Below are 17486 nucleotides of genomic sequence, written 5' to 3'. Positions count from 1 at the left end.
CCTACACCCCCGCGATGACCTCCGCGGCGGCGCGCCCGCACACCCGCGACGCCCCGTGCGTCGCGACGTACAGCGCCCCGCGCGGCTCGGCCCGCGGCAGGCCCATCTCGACGACGACCGTGTCCGGCCGGGCCTCGACCAGCTCCTCCACGGCCTTCGCCATCCACGGGTGGCGGTGCGCGTCGCGGACCACCGCGACCACCGTGCGGTCGCCCGCGGCGGCCAGCACGTCCCCGGCGGCGGAGCCCTCCGGGTAGAGCCCGGACCCGGTCCCCGGTACCAGCGCGGCCAGCTCGGCAGCCACCCCCCACGGGGTCTCGTCGCCCACGGCGATGTTGGCGACCGGCGCCAGCGTGGCCACGTACGGCGCACCGGCCAGGGGCGCCACCGTGCCCGTCAGCGACAGCGCGCGGCGGGCCGCCTCCAGACCGATGCCGGGGGCGCCGCTCCCCTCGCGCCGCGCGCCCGGCCTGGCCTGCCTCGTCCACTCGGCCAGTACGCGCACCCGCGCGGCGGCCTCGGCGAGCCGGTCCTCCGCCAGCGCGCCCTCGCGCACGGCCGCGACCAGCGCGTCCCGCAGCCGGAGCACGGTGGCCTCGTCGGCGAGCCCGCCGCCGACGCAGATGGCGTCGGCGCCGGCCGCGATGGCCAGCACCGAGCCCCGTTCGATGCCGTACGTCCCGGCGATGGCGTTCATCTCCATGCCGTCGGTGACGATCAGGCCCTCGTAGCCGAGCTCCTTGCGCAGCAGACCGGTCAGGATCTGCGGGCTGAGCGTGGCCGGCCGGGTCGGGTCGAGGGAGGGCACCAGGATGTGCGCGCTCATCACGGCCTTGGTGCCGGCCGCGATGGCCGCCCGGAAGGGCACCAGCTCACGCGCCACCAGCGTGTCGAGGTCCACGTCGATGCGGGGCAGCGCGTGGTGCGAGTCGACGTTGGTGTCGCCGTGGCCCGGGAAGTGCTTGGTGCACGCGGCGACGCCGGCGGCCTGGAGGCCCTCCACGTACGCGGCCGTGTGCCGGGCGGCGAGGTGGGTGTCGGCGCCGAAGGACCGTACGCCGATGACCGGGTTGTCCGGGTTGGAGTTGACGTCGGCGGACGGGGCCCAGTTGAGGTTGACCCCGCACTCGGCGAGGCGGCGGCCCAGTTCGCGGGCGACCTCGCGGGTCAGGCCGGTGTCGTCGACGGCGCCGAGGGCCAGGTTGCCGGGGAAGGACGAGCCCTCCCGTACCTCCAGGCGGGTGACGTCGCCGCCCTCCTCGTCGATGGCAACGAGTACGTCGTCCCGCTCGGCCCGCAGCTGCGCGGTGAGCGCGGCGAGCTGCTCGGGCGAGGCGATGTTGCGGCCGAACAGGCCGACGGCGGTGAGGCCTTCGCCGACCTGGCGGAGCAGCCAGGCGGGGGCGGTGGTGCCCTCGAAGCCGGGCTGGAGGACCGCGAGGGCGTCCCGGGTGACGGTGTCTGCGCGGTGCGCGAGAACGGTCATGACGGCGTCATCCCTTCACGGCGCCGGCGGTGAGGCCCGCGGCCATCTTGCGCTGGACGATGAGGAAGAGGACGACGATCGGGATCGCCATCATCGTGGAGCCGGCCATCATCGGCGCGAACTCGGTGCCGTTCTTGGTGGTGAAGTTGCCCAGCCAGACGGTGGCGGTCTGGTTCTGCTGGCTCATCAGCATCAGGGCGTAGAGGTACTCGTTCCAGGCCTGGATGAACCCGTAGACGGAGGTGGCGACCATGCCGGGGGCCAGCAGCGGGAAGACCACGCGCAGGAAGGCGCCGGTCGGGGTGCAGCCGTCGACCTGGGCGGCCTCTTCCAGCTCCTTGGGGATGTTCACGATGAAGCCGCGCAGGGTCCACACCGTGAAGGGCAGGATGAAGGTCAGGTAGGTGATGATCAGGCCGGTGAGCTTGTCGTACTGGCCCAGGTCGTTCAGCAGCAGGAAGACCGGGATGATCATCGCGACGAGCGGGACCATCTGGACGGCGAGGATGCCGACGATGACTATCTTGCGGCCGCGGAAGGCGAAGCGGGAGATGGCCAGGGCGGCCAGCAGGCCGACGGCGATGCCGATGCCGACCACGACGAGCGAGACGATCATGCTGCGGCCGACCGGGCCCCAGAAGTCGGAGATCTCCAGCGCGCGCCGGAAGTTGTCCAGCGTGAAGGTGCGCGGGAAGAACTGGGGGCTCGGGTCGATCGCGTCCTTGGCCGGCTTGAAGGCCGTGTTGAGCATCCAGTAGACCGGGAAGCCGACGACGGCGAAGACCAGCAGGCCGACGACGTTCCAGCCGAGCTTGGACTTCAGCTTGGTGGTGGCGGTCATTCCACCTCTCCGATCTTGAGCATCTGGCGCATGTAGACGGCGACCACGCCGAGCAGCAGCAGGACGGTCACGAGGGCGATCGCGGAGCCGCCCGAGTAGTCGTTGACCACGAAGGCCTGCTGGTACGAGTACGTGGTCAGCAGCTCGAACTCGGCCTCGGGGTTGCCGTTGCGCATGACGAACACCTGCGGGAAGACACCCATGTCCCAGATGACCGAGAGGGTCGTCAGCATGACGATGATCGGCTTCAGGATCGGGAGGGTGACGTGGCGGAACACGCCGATGGCGCCGGCCCCGTCGAGGCGCGCGGCCTCCTCCAGCTCCTTGGGCACCTGCGTGAGGCCCGCGCTGAGGGTGATGACGACGAAGGGCACCGCGCCCCAGACCACCAGCAGCATGATCACCATGAGGCCCTGGGGGCCGCTGGCGAACCAGTTGTGGCCGATCATGTCGACGCCGGGGAGCCTGCTCATCAGGTAGTTCAGCACGCCGTAGTCGGCGTCGAAGAGCCACTTGAAGACGGCGGTGGCGACGATGATCGGCATGCCCCAGCTGGCCACGAGGGCGATGCTGATGAGCGCCTTGACCACGCCCGAGACCTTCTGCAGCAGCAGCGCGATCAGCATGCCGATGACCATGGTCAGGATGACCGCGCCGGCCGTGAAGACGACCGTGCGCAGGACGACGGACCAGAACACGCCGTCGCCGAGGATCTTGGCGAAGTTGTCGAAGCCGACGAACTCCGCGTCCTTGAAGCCCCAGAGCTCGGACTTGCCGAAGCTCTGGAAGGAGAGGGACACCAGTCTGAAGAGCGGGTACCCCATGACGAGGACGATGACCAGCAGGCAAGGGGCGAGCAGCAGCCAGGGGGTCGCGCCGGCCCCCTTGCGGGCCCGCTTCCCCGGGGCGCCCGTGTTCCCTGTCCCGGCTCCGCTCCCGGTCCCGGTGGGGGTCTTCTGCTTCGCCGGCGGCAGGTCGGCGGCGGTTGTCTGTGCGGCACTCATCGCGCGCTCCTCGGAGGTCCCTCTCTTGACGGGCAGCAGGGCCCCGCCGAACCGGCGGGGCCCTGCTGACGACAGGTCACTTGGTGTTGATGACCTTGTCGATCTCGGCGTCGGCGGCCTTGGCCGCGTCCTCGACCGACTTCTTGCCGGTGCCGATCTCCTGGAGCATGGTCTGGAGGACCTTGCCCTTCTCGATCTGGCCCCAGCCCGGGGCGGTCGGGACGAACCAGGAGGACTCGGCCGCGGTGGCGCCGACCTGGGTCTTCGGGTCGGCCTTCAGCGGACCGAGGTCCGTCTTGTTGTTGGGCAGGTTGCCCTTGGCGACGAGGCCCTTCTGGCCCTGGGCGCCGGTGAAGGCGTTGATCCACTCGGCCGCGACGTCCTTGGCCTTGGACTTGGACGGGATCGCCAGGTCCGAACCGCCGAGGAAGACCGGGAGGTTCTTGCCGTTCGGGCCGGGCTGGACGAAGTTCTCCAGCTTGTCCTTCAGCCCGCCGACCTTGTCGTTCTTCGGGTCGGCGGCGGTGGCGCCCTCCCACGCGGCGGCGAAGATGGCGGCCGAGTTGCCCTGGCCGAAGACCACCGGACGGTCGGACTCGTCCTTGGTCTTGTCCGCGTGCATGTACTTGTCGATGAGCTCCTTGTACTGCGCGAGCCCCTTCAGCGACTCGGCGGAGGACAGGGTGCCCTTCCACTTGTCGCCGTCCTTCTTGGCGATGGCGCCGCCCGCGTCGTAGACGTAGGACATCGCGGCGTACCAGTCCGGGGAGGGCTGGTACAGGGCGCTGAACTTGTCGCCCTTGGCGGACTGGATCTTGTCCAGCGCGGCGGTGTACTCGGCCCACGTCTTCGGCGCGGCGGTGATGCCGGCCTCGGCGGCGATGTCCTTGCGCCAGGTGCCCACACGGCCACCGGCGTAGTAGGGGACGCCGTAGGTCTTGCCGTCGTAGGTCACGGACTCCTTGAGGGCGTCCAGCCAGGCGGCCGAGTTCTCGAACTTCGACGGGTCGACCTCGGAGAAGGCGCCGGTCGACATGTAGCCGATCATCTCGGAGTTGCCCATCTCGACAACGTCCGGGGCCTTGTCCGTGGCGAGCACGGCGTCGAGCTTGGCGTTCTTGTCCGGCCAGCCGTAGTACTCGTGCTTGATCGTCAGACCGGGGTGCTTGGCGACAATCGCGTCGTCGGCCGCCTTCACCAGCTCGGGCCAGTTGTTCTGGGCGTCGACCGTCAGCCAGACGGTCAGTTCCTTCGCACCGGAGGCCTTGCCGTCGCCGCCACCCTTGCTGTCGGAATCACCGCACGCCGCGAGGCCGATAACCATGCCCGCGACTCCAACCGCCGCGATGAGCTTGCGCTTCACGCCACCCTCCTCAGGGATGCCTGCCTGCACTTCCCTTGCCCGCCGCGGTGACATACGCGAAGTACTGCACGTGGGGCCGGGATCTGATCCATATTGGTTTAGACCAGTAACCGGAGCTTGGCCTAGACCTTTAGGGGTGTCAAGGGTCTAATGAGCGGGTGATCGGTCCGTTACCGGACCGACACCTGGGGGAGGGAGGAGGCCTGTCCTCCCACCCGTGTCACGATGTGACCGCACATATCGGAGGAGCCGGTGACGGCAGCGAAACTGGAGTCGGGAAGGCGGGCGGCGATGGCCACCGAAGGGGCGACCACGGAGCCGGAGGGCGGGGCGGCCACTCGCACGGCGCGCGTGCCCAAGTACTACCGACTCAAGCGGCACTTGCTCGACATGACCGAGACGCTGCCCCCCGGCACGCCGGTACCGCCGGAGCGCACGCTGGCGGCCGAGTTCGACACCTCCCGGACCACGGTCCGGCAGGCGCTGCAGGAGCTCGTCGTCGAGGGCCGGCTGGAGCGCATCCAGGGCAAGGGCACCTTCGTCGCCAAGCCCAAGGTCTCCCAGCCGCTCCAACTCTCCTCGTACACGGAGGACATGCGGGCCCAGGGGTTGGAACCGACGTCCCAGCTGCTGGACATCGGTTACGTCACCGCCGACGACACCCTCGCCGGGCTCCTGAAGATCGCCACCGGCGGGCGGGTGCTGCGCATCGAGCGGCTGCGGCTGGCCAGCGGCGAGCCCATGGCCATCGAGACCACCCACCTCTCGGCCAAGCGCTTCCCCGCGCTGCGCCGCTCACTGGCCAAGTACACCTCCCTCTACACGGCCTTGGCCGAGGTGTACGACGTACGGCTCGCCGAGGCCGAGGAGACCATCGAGACCTCCCTGGCGACCCCGCGCGAGGCCGGACTTCTCGGCACCGACGTCGGGCTGCCGATGCTGATGCTCTCCCGGCACTCGCTGGACGCCGACGGCGAACCCGTCGAGTGGGTGCGATCGGTGTACCGCGGCGATCGTTACAAGTTCGTCGCCCGACTCCAGCGCCCCGCCGTCTGATCCGTAGTTGACTCTCGTACCGCTATGCGGACGGGGGCTTACGTTCACCGGGCAGGCCCCCGTAGATTCCCTGCGCTTACGCAGATGATCAACGAGGGGACGAGGGATCATGCCGGAACCGGAAGCAACAGGTACAGAACGGAACACGGCGAGTCCGGACAGCACGCCGGGCTCGCCTTCCCCCGCCGGGGGCCTCTCGCCCAAGTCGGTCGCCGTCTGGGTGTTCGTGGCGCTCGTCGGGGCCATCGGCTGGGGCGTCCTGGCCCTCTCCCGCGGCGAGGAGATCTCGGCCGCCTGGCTGCTCGCCGCCGCGCTGGGCTCGTACGCCATCGGCTACCGCTTCTACGCGCGGTTCATCGCGGACCGCGTGCTGAAGGTGGACAAGACCCGCGCCACCCCCGCCGAACGCCTTGACAACGGTGTCGACTTCCACCCGACCGACCGCAGGGTGCTCTTCGGCCACCACTTCGCCGCCGTCGCCGGCGCCGGTCCGCTGGTCGGGCCCGTGCTCGCCGCGCAGATGGGCTACCTGCCGGGCACCATCTGGATCGTCGCGGGCGTCATCTTCGCCGGCGCCGTCCAGGACATGGTCACCCTCTTCTTCTCCACCCGCCGCGACGGGCGTTCGCTCGGCCAGATGGCCCGCGACGAGATCGGCCCGGTGGGCGGGGCCGCCGCCCTGATCGCCGTGTTCGCCATCATGATCATCCTGCTGGCCGTGCTAGCCCTGGTCATCGTCAACGCGCTGGCGCACTCCCCGTGGGGCGTCTTCTCCATCGGCATGACCATCCCGATCGCCCTCTTCATGGGCGTCTACCTGCGCGTCCTGCGGCCGGGCCGGGTCACCGAGGTCTCGGTCATCGGTGTCGCGCTGCTGCTGCTCGCCATCGTCGCGGGCGGCTGGGTCGCGGAGTCCTCGCTGGCGTCCACCTTCACCCTGGAGAAGGAGACGCTGGTCGTCTGGATGATCGTGTACGGGTTCATCGCGTCGGTGCTGCCGGTGTGGATGCTGCTCGCGCCCCGCGACTACCTCTCCACCTTCATGAAGGTCGGCACCATCGCGCTGATGGCGGTGGGCGTGGTGCTGGCGATGCCGACGCTGAAGATGCCCGCGGTCACCGACTTCGCGGCGCGCGGCGACGGACCGGTCTTCGCCGGTTCGATGTTCCCCTTCGTGTTCATCACCATCGCCTGCGGCGCGCTGTCCGGCTTCCACTCCCTGGTCTCCTCGGGCACCACGCCGAAGATGATCCAGAAGGAGACCCAGGTCCGGGTCATCGGCTACGGCGCGATGCTGACCGAGTCCTTCGTCGCCGTCATGGCGATCATCGCGGCCTGCATCATCGAGCCCGGCCTGTTCTTCGCGGTCAACTCCCCCGCCGGCGTCATCGGCACCACGGTGGAGACGGCCTCGCAGGCCGTCACGAACTTCGGGTTCGCCATCTCCCCCGAGGCGCTCGCGCAGGCGGCCAAGGACGTCGAGGAGACCAGCCTGCTGTCCCGGACCGGCGGCGCGCCGACCTTCGCACTCGGAATGTCGGAGATCTTCTCGTCCGTCATCGGCGGGGCCGGCATGAAGGCCTTCTGGTACCACTTCGCCATCATGTTCGAGGCCCTGTTCATCCTGACGACGGTCGACGCGGGCACCCGCGTGGGCCGGTTCATGCTCCAGGACACCCTCGGCAACGTGCACAAGTCCTTCAAGGACGTCAGCTGGAAGCCGGGCGTGTGGCTGGCGAGCGCGGTGGTCGTCGGCGGCTGGGGCTACTTCCTGTGGGTCGGCGTCAAGGACCCGCTGGGCGGCATCAACCAGCTGTTCCCGCTGTTCGGCATCGCGAACCAGCTGCTCGCCGCGGTGGCCCTGGCCGTCTGCACCACGCTGCTGGTCAAGTCCGGCCGGCTCAAGTGGGCGTGGGTGACGGGGGTGCCGCTGGCCTGGGACGTGGCGGTCACGCTCACCGCGAGCTACCAGAAGATCTTCTCGGACGACGTGAAGGTCGGGTTCTTCGCGCAGCGCGACAAGTACCAGACCGGGATCGACGCCGGGAAGGTGCTGCCGCCCGCCAAGAACATGGACGAGATGCACACCGTGGTCACCAACGCCACGGTGGACGGCGCGCTGTCGGCGCTGTTCGCGATCCTGATCGTCATCGTGCTGCTGGACGCGGCCCGGACCTGCTTCAAGGCGATCAGCAGCCCGGAGAGCGTGCGGCTGTCCGAGGTCCCGTGGACCGAGTCGAAGATCATCGCCCCCGCCGGGCTGATCCCGACGGCCGAGGAGCGGGAGGAGCTCACGGCGGCCGGCCTGGACTCGGGCGGCGGCCGCGCGAAGGAGCCCGTGGCGTGAGCGGCGTCCGCGCGGCGCTGGCGAGGGCGCGGTTCTTCGTGCGCGAGTTCTCGGGCGAGGCGGCGTACGACCGCTACGTCGCCCACGCCCGCGCGCACGACCCCGCGGCCGAGGTCCTCACCCGGCGCGCCTTCGAACGCGCCCGCACGGACTCGCGCGAAGCGGACCCCCGCGAGGGCTTCCGCTGCTGCTGAGCCCTGACTCACCCGAGGGCCCCGCCGGATGCGGCGGGGCCCTTCACATTGCTCGGGTTCAGCGCACCCAGTCTTTGAGTGGCTCGGTGGGGAGGGTGATACCGACGGGGTCGGGCAGGCAGACGTCCTTTCCGAAAGGAACGGTCTGTACGGTCTCGTACCGCTGCCCGTCGGGCTCGCTGTGAACCAGAACCAGGCCGTTGTCCCGGTCGATCAGCAGGTAGACCGGGATGCCGGTCTCCGCGTACGCGCGGGGCTTCTCTTTGCGGTCGCGCCCGTCGGTGTCGGAGTCGTACGAGGTGACCTCGACAACCATCAGGACCGGAGTCGGATCAGCCCACTCGCCCTGGCCGACGAACGCATCGTCCGGGGCCATCAACGCGTCTGGGCGCGCGCGACCCGAGCGATACTCCTCGACCATCAATCCGCGCTCGACATGCAGCCACTGTTCAGGCCGGTACTGCATGCACATGCGGGCGAGCCAGACAACGATTCGGTCGTGATCCCCGTCCGGCACCGCTTTGACCCCCATCTTGCCGGTGATGAACTCAAGCCGCAGCCCTTCGACCTCCCGGGCGCCTATGCGCGCGAGAGTCTCGAAGTCCGCGGTCAGCATCTGGGGCCTGTCGGTCATCACGGTCATGCCTCGCTCGCCTTCCTCGACGGTGCCGTCTCCGACGATAGCGCCGGGCGCCGACACCCGTCCCGCACACTCGACCCCATGGACATCGTGATCAGAACTGCCGTGCCCGAGGACTACGCCGGGCTCGGGGACATCTGTGCCCAGGCGTATCTCGACGACGGGCTCCTGGACGGCAACGAGGACGACTCCTACGAGCGCAAGCTGCGTGACGTCGCCGGGCGGGCCGGCGAGGGTGAGGTGATCGTGGCCACGCTCGACGGCGTGCTCCTGGGCGGTGTGACCTTCGCCCCGCCCGGCAGCCGGATGGCCGATGTGGCCGGGCCCGGCGAGGCCGAGTTCCGGATGCTGGCCGTCGGCCGGGCCGGGCGCGGGAAGGGCGCCGGGGAGGCCCTGGTGCGCGCCTGCGTCGAGCGGGCGCGGGCCATCGACGGCGTGGCCCGGCTGGTGCTCTCCACCCAGGCCGAGAGCCCCGCCGCGCACCGGATATACGAGCGGCTGGGCTTCGTACGGACCCCGGACCGGGACTGGTCCCCGGTCCCCGAGGTGCCGCTGCTGACCTACGCGTTGGAGCTGCGCGTACTGGATCGGTAGCAGGCCGACACAACATGTGGGGGGTCGCGCATCAACGGCCCCCCACATGTATGCTCATCCTCGCTGTCGTCGCAGGGGAATCCGGTGTGAATCCGGAACTGTCCCGCAACGGTATGAAGTACACCCATTGGTGTCACCGCAAGTCCGAGGACCTGCCGACAGCGCGCCCGGCTCGACCGAACCGGGTTTCGACACGTCCGGGCCTCGCGGTTGGGCCGGTGGACGCCGCGCGGTGTGCCCTCCGGGGCCCCTGTCCGCGCGCGCCCGCTCGCTCCCCGCACCGCAGGTGCCCCGGAGCCGAGCGAGGGAGAGCTCCCCCCGTGACCATCGCGCCTTCCGCACCGCGCGCCGAGTCCGACCCGTCCGACACCGGAATCGAGACCGGGGGACCTGGGGCCGCACTGCTGCGTACCCTCACCGAGCTGACCGCCGACCTTCCCGACACCGACCCCGGCCGGGTGGCCGCCGCCGCCCTGCGCGGCCGCAGCTCGGCCGCCGACGAGGCCGAGCTGCGCTCGCTCGCCACGGAGGCCGCGGCCGGTCTGATCTCCGAGGACCCGGCGTACTCCCGCCTCGCCGCCCGCCTGCTGACGCTCGCCGTCCGCGACGAGGCCGCCGGCCAGGGGGCCACCTCCTTCTCCGCCTCCGTCGCCGTCGGCCACCGCGAGGGCCTGATCGCCGACCGCACCGCCGCGTTCGTCCAGGCCCACGCGGCCCGCCTGGACGCGCTGGTCGAGCACACGCTCGCCGAGGGCGCCGACGACCGCTTCGGCTTCTTCGGCCTGCGCACCCTGCACAGCCGCTACCTGCTGCGCCACCCGATCACCCGCCAGGTGGTCGAGACCCCGCAGTTCTTCATGCTGCGCGTGGCGTGCGGCCTCGCCGAGAACGACACCGTCCAGGCCGTCGAGGAAGTGGCCTCGCTCTACCGGCTGATGAGCCGCCTCGACTACCTGCCGTCCTCCCCCACGCTCTTCAACTCCGGCACCCGGCACCCGCAGATGTCCTCCTGCTACCTGCTGGACTCCCCGCTGGACGAGCTCGACTCGATCTACGACCGCTACCACCAGGTCGCCCGCCTCTCCAAGCACGCCGGCGGCATCGGCCTCTCGTACTCCCGCATCCGCGCCCGCGGTTCGCTGATCCGGGGTACGAACGGCCACTCCAACGGCATCGTGCCGTTCCTGAAGACGCTGGACGCCTCCGTCGCCGCCGTGAACCAGGGCGGCCGCCGCAAGGGCGCCGCCGCGGTCTACCTGGAGACCTGGCACGCGGACATCGAGGAGTTCCTGGAGCTCCGCGACAACACCGGCGAGGACCAGCGCCGCACCCACAACCTGAACCTGGCCCACTGGGTGCCGGACGAGTTCATGCGCCGTGTGAACGCCGACGCCGACTGGTCGCTGTTCTCCCCGGCCGACGTGCCCGAGCTGGTCGACCTGTGGGGCGACGAGTTCGACGCCGCCTACCGCAAGGCCGAGGCGGACGGCCTGGCCCGCAAGACCATGCCCGCCCGCGACCTGTACGGCCGGATGATGCGCACCCTCGCGCAGACCGGCCAGGGCTGGATGACCTTCAAGGACGCCTCCAACCGCACGGCGAACCAGACCGCCGAGCCGGGCACCGTCGTCCACTCCTCGAACCTCTGCACCGAGATCATCGAGGTCACCAACGACGGCGAGACCGCCGTCTGCAACCTCGGCTCGGTCAACCTGGGCGCGTTCGTCCTGACGGAGTCGGGCGAGATCGACTGGGAGCGGCTGGACGAGACCGTCCGCACCGCCGTGACCTTCCTCGACCGCGTGGTGGACATCAACTTCTACCCGACCGAGCAGGCAGGCCGCTCCAACGCCCGCTGGCGTCCGGTGGGCCTGGGCGCGATGGGCCTCCAGGACGTCTTCTTCAAGCTGAAGCTGCCGTTCGACTCCCCCGAGGCGAAGGCGCTGTCCACCAAGCTCTCCGAGCGCATCATGCTGGCCGCGTACGAGGCCTCCTGCGACCTCGCCGAGCGCAGCGGACCGCTCCCGGCCTGGGAGCAGACCCGTACCGCCCGCGGCGTCCTGCACCCGGACCACTACGACGTCGAGCTGAACTGGCCCGAGCGCTGGGACGCGCTGCGCGCCCGCGTCGCGAAGTCCGGCATGCGCAACTCGCTGCTGCTGGCCATCGCGCCGACGGCGACGATCGCCTCCATCGCCGGCGTGTACGAGTGCATCGAGCCGCAGGTCTCCAACCTCTTCAAGCGCGAGACGCTGTCGGGTGAGTTCCTCCAGGTCAACGGTTACCTGGTGGAGGAGCTGAAGGGCCTCGGCGTCTGGGACGCCCAGACCCGCGAGGCGCTGCGCGAGTCCTCCGGCTCCGTCCAGGGCTTCGGCTGGATCCCGGCCGAGGTGCGCGAGCTGTACCGCACGGCGTGGGAGATCCCGCAGCGCGGTCTGATCGACATGGCGGCGGCCCGTACGCCGTTCCTCGACCAGTCGCAGTCGCTGAACCTGTTCCTGGAGACGCCCACCATCGGCAAGCTGTCGTCGATGTACGCGTACGCCTGGAAGCAGGGGCTGAAGACCACGTACTACCTGCGTTCGCGCCCCGCGACGAAGATCGCCCGCGCCGCGCAGGCGGCCACCCCCGTCGCGCTGCCCCAGGCGGTCGCCGACGCCGAGGCGCTGGCCTGCTCCCTTGAGAACCCCGAGTCCTGCGAGGCCTGCCAGTAATGAGCTCCACCGACAAGAACCTCCTGGACCCGGGCTTCGAGCTCACGCTCCGTCCCATGCGCTACCCGGACTTCTACGAGCGCTACCGCGACGCGATCAAGAACACCTGGACCGTCGAGGAGGTCGACCTCCACTCGGACGTCGCCGACCTCGCGAAGCTGACGCCCGCCGAGCAGCACATGATCGGCCGCCTGGTCGCGTTCTTCGCGACCGGTGACTCGATCGTCTCGAACAACCTGGTGCTGACGCTCTACAAGCACATCAACTCCCCGGAGGCGCGCCTGTACCTGTCGCGCCAGCTGTTCGAGGAGGCCGTGCACGTCCAGTTCTACCTGACGCTGCTCGACACCTACCTGCCCGACCCGGACGACCGCGCGGCCGCGTTCGACGCCGTCGAGGAGATCCCGTCGATCCGCGAGAAGGCTCAGTTCTGCTTCAAGTGGATGGACTCGGTCGAGAAGATCGACCGGCTGGAGACGCAGGCCGACCGCCGTCGTTTCCTGCTGAACCTGATCTGCTTCGCGGCGTGCATCGAGGGCCTGTTCTTCTACGGCGCCTTCGCCTACGTGTACTGGTTCCGCTCGCGCGGCCTGCTGCACGGCCTGGCCACGGGCACCAACTGGGTGTTCCGCGACGAGACCATGCACATGAACTTCGCGTTCGAGGTCGTGGACACGGTCCGCAAGGAGGAGCCGGAGCTCTTCGACGACGCGCTCCAGCAGCAGGTCACCGACATGCTGAAGGAGGCCGTGGAGGCGGAGCTGCAGTTCGGCCGCGACCTGTGCGGTGACGGCCTGCCGGGCATGAACACCGAGTCGATGCGCGAGTACCTGGAGTGCGTCGCGGACCAGCGCCTGGTCCGCCTCGGCTTCCCGCCGGTGTACGGCTCGCAGAACCCGTTCTCCTTCATGGAGCTCCAGGGCGTGCAGGAGCTGACGAACTTCTTCGAGCGCCGTCCGTCGGCCTACCAGGTCGCGGTCGAGGGCACGGTCGACCTGGACGAGGACTTCTAGGTCCCGTCCCGGCAAGGCCGTCACGGCTTGATAGCGTCCCCGCCCATGGGGAGAACGACCCGGATGACCGGGATCCTGGGCGGGGGCGCTTCGTCGTGTCCGTGACCGGGTGGGCCGGGCGGGCCCGGCTGCGGCCCGGGGGCCTGCTGTACGGGGGCGCCGTCGGGTCCGCGACCGCGCACGCGCACCATTCCGTGCAGGTCATCGCCGCGCTGGACGGGGACGAGCTGGTGCTGGCCGGGCCGGGCGGGGAGCCCTTCCGGTGCCGGGCGTACGTGGTCCCGGCCGGGGTACGGCACTCCGTGCTGGGCGGGGTCGCGCGCGGGGTGGTCCTGCACTTCGACCCGCTCTCCTCGGCCGGGCGCCGGCTCACGGAGCTGGCGGGGGACGCGGGGGACCTCGTTCCGACCGTGCTGCCCGCCGATCCCTTCGAGGCGGCCTGCGCGCTGGACTCCGTACTGCCCCGGGAGCCGCTGGCGGGCGGGGATCCGCATCCGGGGCTGGCGCGGGTACTGGCCTGGCTGCCGGGTCAGGACCGGGTACGGCTGTCCCAGGCGGCCGAGGTGGCGTGCCTGTCGGAGAGCCGCCTCGCGCACCTGTTCCAGGCGCAGCTGGGGCTGCCGTTCCGGCCGTACGTGCTGTGGCTGCGGCTGATGCGGGCCGCCGAACTCGCCTCCCGGGGGCACTCCCTGACGGACGCGGCGCACGGCGCCGGCTTCGCGGACGGGGCGCATCTCAGCCGGGTGTGGCGGCGGATGTTCGGGATGGCGCCGTCGGACTTCACCCGCACCATCCGGTGGATGTAGCGGCTCGCGCGCGATGCAGCAGGTTCGTTCAAGCGCCCGAGGGGTCTTCGGCCGCACTGTGGACGCATGCGAAACACGATGAGGAAATGCGTCGCCGCCTGTACCGGGAAGACCATGCCGCCGGCCGTGCGCGAGGCCTTCGAGGCCGAGCTGCTGCGCGCCCGCGACGCGGCGCCCGACACCCGGGCCATGTGGACGGCCCTGGAGCGGGCCCACATCATCTCCCAGGACTGGGCCTGGCCCCACACCCGTGCCCACTGGCACATGTTCCGCCTCGCGGTGCTCTGCCGGGACCGGGCGGAGGCGGTGGGGCAGGTGGTACGGATCCTGGTGGCGGGGGCCGGGTCAGTGACCGGGCGCGTGCCGTACGGAAACACGGGGCGTACGGCGGCGGGGCTGCGCACTCCCATGCCCCTCCCGGATGATCTGCGCGCGCTGCTTGGCCGCGCGTAGCTGCCCGTCGATGCGGCGGTCGCGCAGCGCGCCGTAGAGCGCGGGGCCGAGGAGGAAGGCGGCGATGGCGAGGACGACGAGGTAGTCGAGGAACGTGTTCATGACTCCACTCTCCCCAGTGCGGCGAAACCCGGACAGTGGCAGGACTGTCATGAAAGGTCGAATTACTGCCACACTGGAGTCATGCTGAACAACGTGGCCGTGGCCCTCGTCAATGGCGTCGCCCCCTTCGAGCTGGGCATCTTCTGCGAGGTCTTCGGGGTCGACCGCAGCGAGATGGGGCTGCCGGTGTACGACTTCGCCGTGTGCACGGCGGAGGACCGGCGCTCCCCCACCGGCGACGGGCACTTCGACATCGTCGTCCCGCACGGGCTGGAGCGGCTGGAGAGCGCGGACCTGATCTGCGTGCCCGCCGACCGCGCGGCGCCGACGCGGGAGTACCCGGAGCCGCTGCTGGCGGCGCTGCGCCGGGCCGTGGACCGGGGCGCGCGGGTGCTGAGCGTGTGCAGCGGGGCCTTCGTGCTGGGCGCCGCCGGGCTGCTGGACGGCCGGCGCTGCACCACGCACTGGATGCACACCCCGGCGCTGGTCCGGCGCTTCCCGAAGGCCAAGGTGGACCCCGACGTGCTGTACGTGGACGAGGGGCCGGTGATCACCGCCGCGGGCACGGCCTCGGGCATCGACGCGTGCCTGCACGTGGTCCGCCAGGAGCACGGGGCCGAGGTGGCCAACGTCATCGCGCGGCGGATGGTCGTCCCGCCGCACCGCGACGGCGGCCAGGCCCAGTTCATCCGGCGGCCGCTGCCGCGCACGGAGTGCGACACGGTGGGCGAGGTGATCGGCTGGATGGCCCGTCACCTGGAGGACGAGATCACCGTCGAGCAGCTCGCGGAGCGCGCCGCGATGTCCCCGCGCACCTTCGCCCGCCGCTTCCTCCAGGAGACCGGGACCACCCCCTACCAGTGGGTGCTGCGCCAGCGCGTGCTGCTGGCGCAGGAGCTCCTGGAGGCCACGGACGACACGGTCGACGCGATCGCCGGCCGCTGCGGCTTCGGCAACGCGGCAGCCCTGCGCCACCACTTCCTGCGCACCCTGGGCACCACGCCGAACGCCTTCCGGCGCGCGTTCCGCGGCCCGCGGGCGGTGGCTTAGGCGTTGGGGACCGTCTCGTAGCGCGGGGTGCCCTCTTCCATCTGCCGCAGCGCGTCCTTGCGGTCGCGCTTGGAGAGGCGGTCGATGTACAGGTACCCGTACAGGTGGTCCGTCTCGTGCTGGAGGCAGCGCGCGAAGTAGCCCGTGCCGCGCACCTTGATCGGGTTGCCCTGCGCGTCCTGGCCCTCGACCTCGGCGTAGTCCGGGCGCGCCAGCGCGGCGTACGCGGTCGGGACCGACAGGCAGCCCTCGTTCGAGTCGTCCAGGACGCGGGTGGCGGCCGGCAGCTCGATCAGCTTCGGGTTGATCACGACGCCGGTGTGCCGCACGCCGTCGTCGTCCGGGCAGTCGTAGACGAAGACCTTGGCGTCCACGCCGATCTGGTTCGCGGCCAGGCCCACGCCCTCGGCGGCCTTCTGGCTGGCGAACATGTCGTCGATCAGCTGCGCCAGCTCGTCGCCGAACTCGGTGACGTCCTTGCACTCCCGGTGCAGGACCGGGTTGCCGACGACGGTGATCGGGCGGGCGGTGCCGCGCTCGCGGTGGGCGAGCTCGCGCTCCGCACAGTTCTCGGTGTCCACCACGTACCCGTCGTTCACGGCCTCGACCACACCGACAACCTCGTTCTCCTGCTGCGCCATGTCCGCCGTACGCCTTCCGTAAGTCCCGTTCACCCGTGGTCGCCGATGGCCACCGATGTGCCCGTACAGCCTACGGCCCCGGCTCAGCAGACTTCTTCGAGATCCCGCCACTCCCGGGTGTCCGGGCTGTCCGCGACCCAGCCGTCGAGCAGTCCGCGCACCAGTCCGGCCGGCGCCGCGATCCCGCACTCGCGCTCGGGGACCCACAGCGAGCCCGACCCGGCCGTACGGTGGCCCAGCGGCCCGGGGTGCCCCGGTTCGCTGTGGTCGTGCGGGTCCAGGTGCTCCCCGTCGCCCTCGCCGCTCGGCATCGCGCTCTCCGAGCAGGTCCGGCACAGCAGCCGCACCGACGAGGACCAGTCCTCCGCGGCGAACCCGGCGTCCGAGGCCAGCTGCTCCAGGGCGTCGCGGTCCGCCTCGCCGGCCGCCTCCAGCAGCACGACCCAGGTCGGCACCGGTGAGGGGGCCCACAGCTCGATCTCGTCGAAGACGGGGTACGAGGGCCCGGCCGCGGTGACCCGCTCGCCGTGCGGCACCCCGTCGTGCAGGACCACCTCGCCCCAGCGCCGCCCGGACGAGGGCAGCGGGATCGACAGGACCTCCATCCGCGCCGGGTCCAGCCTGCGGCCCCACACCACCTCGGCCTCGCCCTCCGGCGACAGCCGTACGGCGGCGCTGCCCAGCTCCATGCCGACGGGCTCGCCGTTCCCGGCGGCCTCCCCGGGCACCTTCAGCCCGTACGCCTGCCAGGCGCGGCGGGCCAGCGGCCAGTCCTGGAGCGCGGTCGCGGCGATCCCGACGTTCCACCAGTCCGGGGCGCCGGTCTCTCGGTCCAGCAGGGCCACGGCGCGCAGCCCGGCGGCCCGCGCCTGTTCCCAGTCGTGCCGGAACTTGTGGAGCAGCGCCAGGTTGAACCAGGACTCCGACAGCCAGGGCTCCAGGTCCGCCGCCCGGGTCAGGAGTGCGCCCGCGTCCTCGTACCGACCGTCGCCGATCAGCGTGAACGCGCGGTCGGTGGCCTGCCGCCACGAGGCGGAGGGCCGATGCCGTACCTTCCCGAAGATCCTCACGATTCCCGCCTGCCGGTCCAACGGTGCAGCCTTGCGGACACTCTCACGGACACACTGACACTCTTACTGGCATCCAACCATGCCCGCTCGGACGGCCGCTCATTACCCATGG

At 70.7% G+C, this 17486-nt stretch carries 16 protein-coding genes and 1 riboswitch; of the genes, 9 read left to right on the top strand and 7 right to left on the bottom strand.

The window, feature by feature from the left end; translation table 11 throughout:
• Nucleotide 1: 1 nt before the first annotated feature.
• The 4 genes from OG982_RS20285 to OG982_RS20270 form a co-directional block, all read right to left on the bottom strand.
• Nucleotides 2–1486: a glycoside hydrolase family 3 protein gene (locus tag OG982_RS20285; protein WP_266784718.1), complete on the bottom strand. Its 1485-nt coding sequence runs from the start codon at nt 1484–1486 to the stop codon at nt 2–4.
• A gap of 7 nt (nt 1487–1493) precedes the next feature.
• Nucleotides 1494–2327 (bottom strand): carbohydrate ABC transporter permease, encoded by an 834-nt coding sequence (locus OG982_RS20280; protein WP_266784720.1) that lies wholly within the window; start codon nt 2325–2327, stop codon nt 1494–1496.
• Nucleotides 2324–3331, bottom strand: a complete 1008-nt coding sequence (locus tag OG982_RS20275) for a carbohydrate ABC transporter permease (protein WP_266784722.1) — start codon at nt 3329–3331, stop codon at nt 2324–2326. The genes OG982_RS20280 and OG982_RS20275 overlap by 4 nt, the downstream gene beginning before the upstream one ends.
• A gap of 76 nt (nt 3332–3407) precedes the next feature.
• Complete coding sequence (locus tag OG982_RS20270) at nt 3408–4694, bottom strand: extracellular solute-binding protein (RefSeq protein ID WP_266784724.1); 1287 nt, start codon at nt 4692–4694, stop codon at nt 3408–3410.
• Nucleotides 4695–4985: 291 nt separating this feature from the next.
• On the opposite strand from OG982_RS20270, the gene OG982_RS20265 reads away from it, so the two are divergent.
• The 3 genes from OG982_RS20265 (at nt 4986) to OG982_RS20255 (ending at nt 8291) form a co-directional block, all read left to right on the top strand.
• Nucleotides 4986–5750, top strand: a complete 765-nt coding sequence (locus tag OG982_RS20265) for a GntR family transcriptional regulator (RefSeq protein ID WP_123080305.1) — start codon at nt 4986–4988, stop codon at nt 5748–5750.
• A gap of 109 nt (nt 5751–5859) precedes the next feature.
• Nucleotides 5860–8097: a carbon starvation CstA family protein gene (locus OG982_RS20260; RefSeq protein ID WP_266784726.1), complete on the top strand. Its 2238-nt coding sequence runs from the start codon at nt 5860–5862 to the stop codon at nt 8095–8097.
• Nucleotides 8094–8291: a YbdD/YjiX family protein gene (locus OG982_RS20255; protein WP_266784728.1), complete on the top strand. Its 198-nt coding sequence runs from the start codon at nt 8094–8096 to the stop codon at nt 8289–8291. The genes OG982_RS20260 and OG982_RS20255 overlap by 4 nt, the downstream gene beginning before the upstream one ends.
• A 58-nt stretch (nt 8292–8349) precedes the next feature.
• Here OG982_RS20255 and OG982_RS20250 read toward each other — a convergent pair whose 3' ends face one another.
• Nucleotides 8350–8934 carry a Uma2 family endonuclease gene (locus tag OG982_RS20250; RefSeq protein WP_266784730.1) on the bottom strand — a complete coding sequence of 195 codons (585 nt, stop codon included), beginning with the start codon at nt 8932–8934 and terminating at the stop codon, nt 8350–8352.
• A gap of 78 nt (nt 8935–9012) precedes the next feature.
• Here OG982_RS20250 and OG982_RS20245 point away from each other — a divergent pair, with 78 nt between their 5' ends.
• The 6 genes from OG982_RS20245 (at nt 9013) to OG982_RS20220 (ending at nt 15663) form a co-directional block, all read left to right on the top strand.
• Nucleotides 9013–9525, top strand: coding sequence for a GNAT family N-acetyltransferase (locus OG982_RS20245; RefSeq protein ID WP_266784732.1), 513 nt, complete (start codon nt 9013–9015; stop codon nt 9523–9525).
• 75 nt (nt 9526–9600) lie between these two features.
• A riboswitch (cobalamin riboswitch) is annotated at nt 9601–9678 on the top strand.
• Nucleotides 9679–9851: 173 nt separating this feature from the next.
• The gene (locus OG982_RS20240) at nt 9852–12239 is read left to right on the top strand and encodes a ribonucleoside-diphosphate reductase subunit alpha (protein WP_266791825.1); all 2388 of its coding nucleotides are present in this window, start codon (nt 9852–9854) and stop codon (nt 12237–12239) included.
• Complete coding sequence (locus OG982_RS20235; RefSeq protein WP_053691818.1) at nt 12239–13252, top strand: ribonucleotide-diphosphate reductase subunit beta; 1014 nt, start codon at nt 12239–12241, stop codon at nt 13250–13252. Before OG982_RS20240 ends, OG982_RS20235 begins: the two co-directional genes overlap by 1 nt.
• 95 nt (nt 13253–13347) lie before the next feature.
• Nucleotides 13348–14058, top strand: a complete 711-nt coding sequence (locus tag OG982_RS20230) for an AraC family transcriptional regulator (RefSeq protein ID WP_266784735.1) — start codon at nt 13348–13350, stop codon at nt 14056–14058.
• 66 nt (nt 14059–14124) lie between these two features.
• On the top strand, nt 14125–14511 hold the full coding sequence (locus tag OG982_RS20225) for a DUF3703 domain-containing protein (protein WP_266784737.1): 387 nt from the start codon (nt 14125–14127) through the stop codon (nt 14509–14511).
• 183 nt (nt 14512–14694) lie between these two features.
• The gene (locus tag OG982_RS20220; RefSeq protein WP_266784739.1) at nt 14695–15663 is read left to right on the top strand and encodes a helix-turn-helix domain-containing protein; all 969 of its coding nucleotides are present in this window, start codon (nt 14695–14697) and stop codon (nt 15661–15663) included.
• Here the strand turns inward: OG982_RS20220 and def are convergent.
• Entirely contained in the window at nt 15660–16304 is a 645-nt protein-coding gene (def, locus tag OG982_RS20215; protein WP_266784741.1) for a peptide deformylase, read from the bottom strand. The genes OG982_RS20220 and def overlap by 4 nt on opposite strands.
• A gap of 83 nt (nt 16305–16387) precedes the next feature.
• The gene (locus tag OG982_RS20210) at nt 16388–17374 is read right to left on the bottom strand and encodes a hypothetical protein (protein ID WP_266784743.1); all 987 of its coding nucleotides are present in this window, start codon (nt 17372–17374) and stop codon (nt 16388–16390) included.
• Between the last annotated feature and the right edge of the window lie 112 nt (nt 17375–17486).

This window comes from Streptomyces sp. NBC_01551, from assembly GCF_026339935.1.
GTDB lineage: Bacteria > Actinomycetota > Actinomycetes > Streptomycetales > Streptomycetaceae > Streptomyces.
This window is presented reverse-complemented; position numbering and strand designations above follow the sequence as displayed.

Coding starts and splice junctions, on each gene's coding strand:
- OG982_RS20280 (WP_266784720.1), bottom strand. CDS start 2,327: ATGACCGCCACCACCAAGCTGAAGTCCAAGCTCGGCTGGAACGTCGTC.
- OG982_RS20265 (WP_123080305.1), top strand. CDS start 4,986: ATGGCCACCGAAGGGGCGACCACGGAGCCGGAGGGCGGGGCGGCCACT.
- OG982_RS20220 (WP_266784739.1), top strand. CDS start 14,695: ATGCTGAACAACGTGGCCGTGGCCCTCGTCAATGGCGTCGCCCCCTTC.
- OG982_RS20250 (WP_266784730.1), bottom strand. CDS start 8,934: ATGACCGTGATGACCGACAGGCCCCAGATGCTGACCGCGGACTTCGAG.
- OG982_RS20285 (WP_266784718.1), bottom strand. CDS start 1,486: ATGACCGTTCTCGCGCACCGCGCAGACACCGTCACCCGGGACGCCCTC.
- OG982_RS20245 (WP_266784732.1), top strand. CDS start 9,013: ATGGACATCGTGATCAGAACTGCCGTGCCCGAGGACTACGCCGGGCTC.
- OG982_RS20235 (WP_053691818.1), top strand. CDS start 12,239: ATGAGCTCCACCGACAAGAACCTCCTGGACCCGGGCTTCGAGCTCACG.
- def (WP_266784741.1), bottom strand. CDS start 16,304: ATGGCGCAGCAGGAGAACGAGGTTGTCGGTGTGGTCGAGGCCGTGAAC.
- OG982_RS20260 (WP_266784726.1), top strand. CDS start 5,860: ATGCCGGAACCGGAAGCAACAGGTACAGAACGGAACACGGCGAGTCCG.
- OG982_RS20275 (WP_266784722.1), bottom strand. CDS start 3,331: ATGAGTGCCGCACAGACAACCGCCGCCGACCTGCCGCCGGCGAAGCAG.
- OG982_RS20225 (WP_266784737.1), top strand. CDS start 14,125: ATGCGAAACACGATGAGGAAATGCGTCGCCGCCTGTACCGGGAAGACC.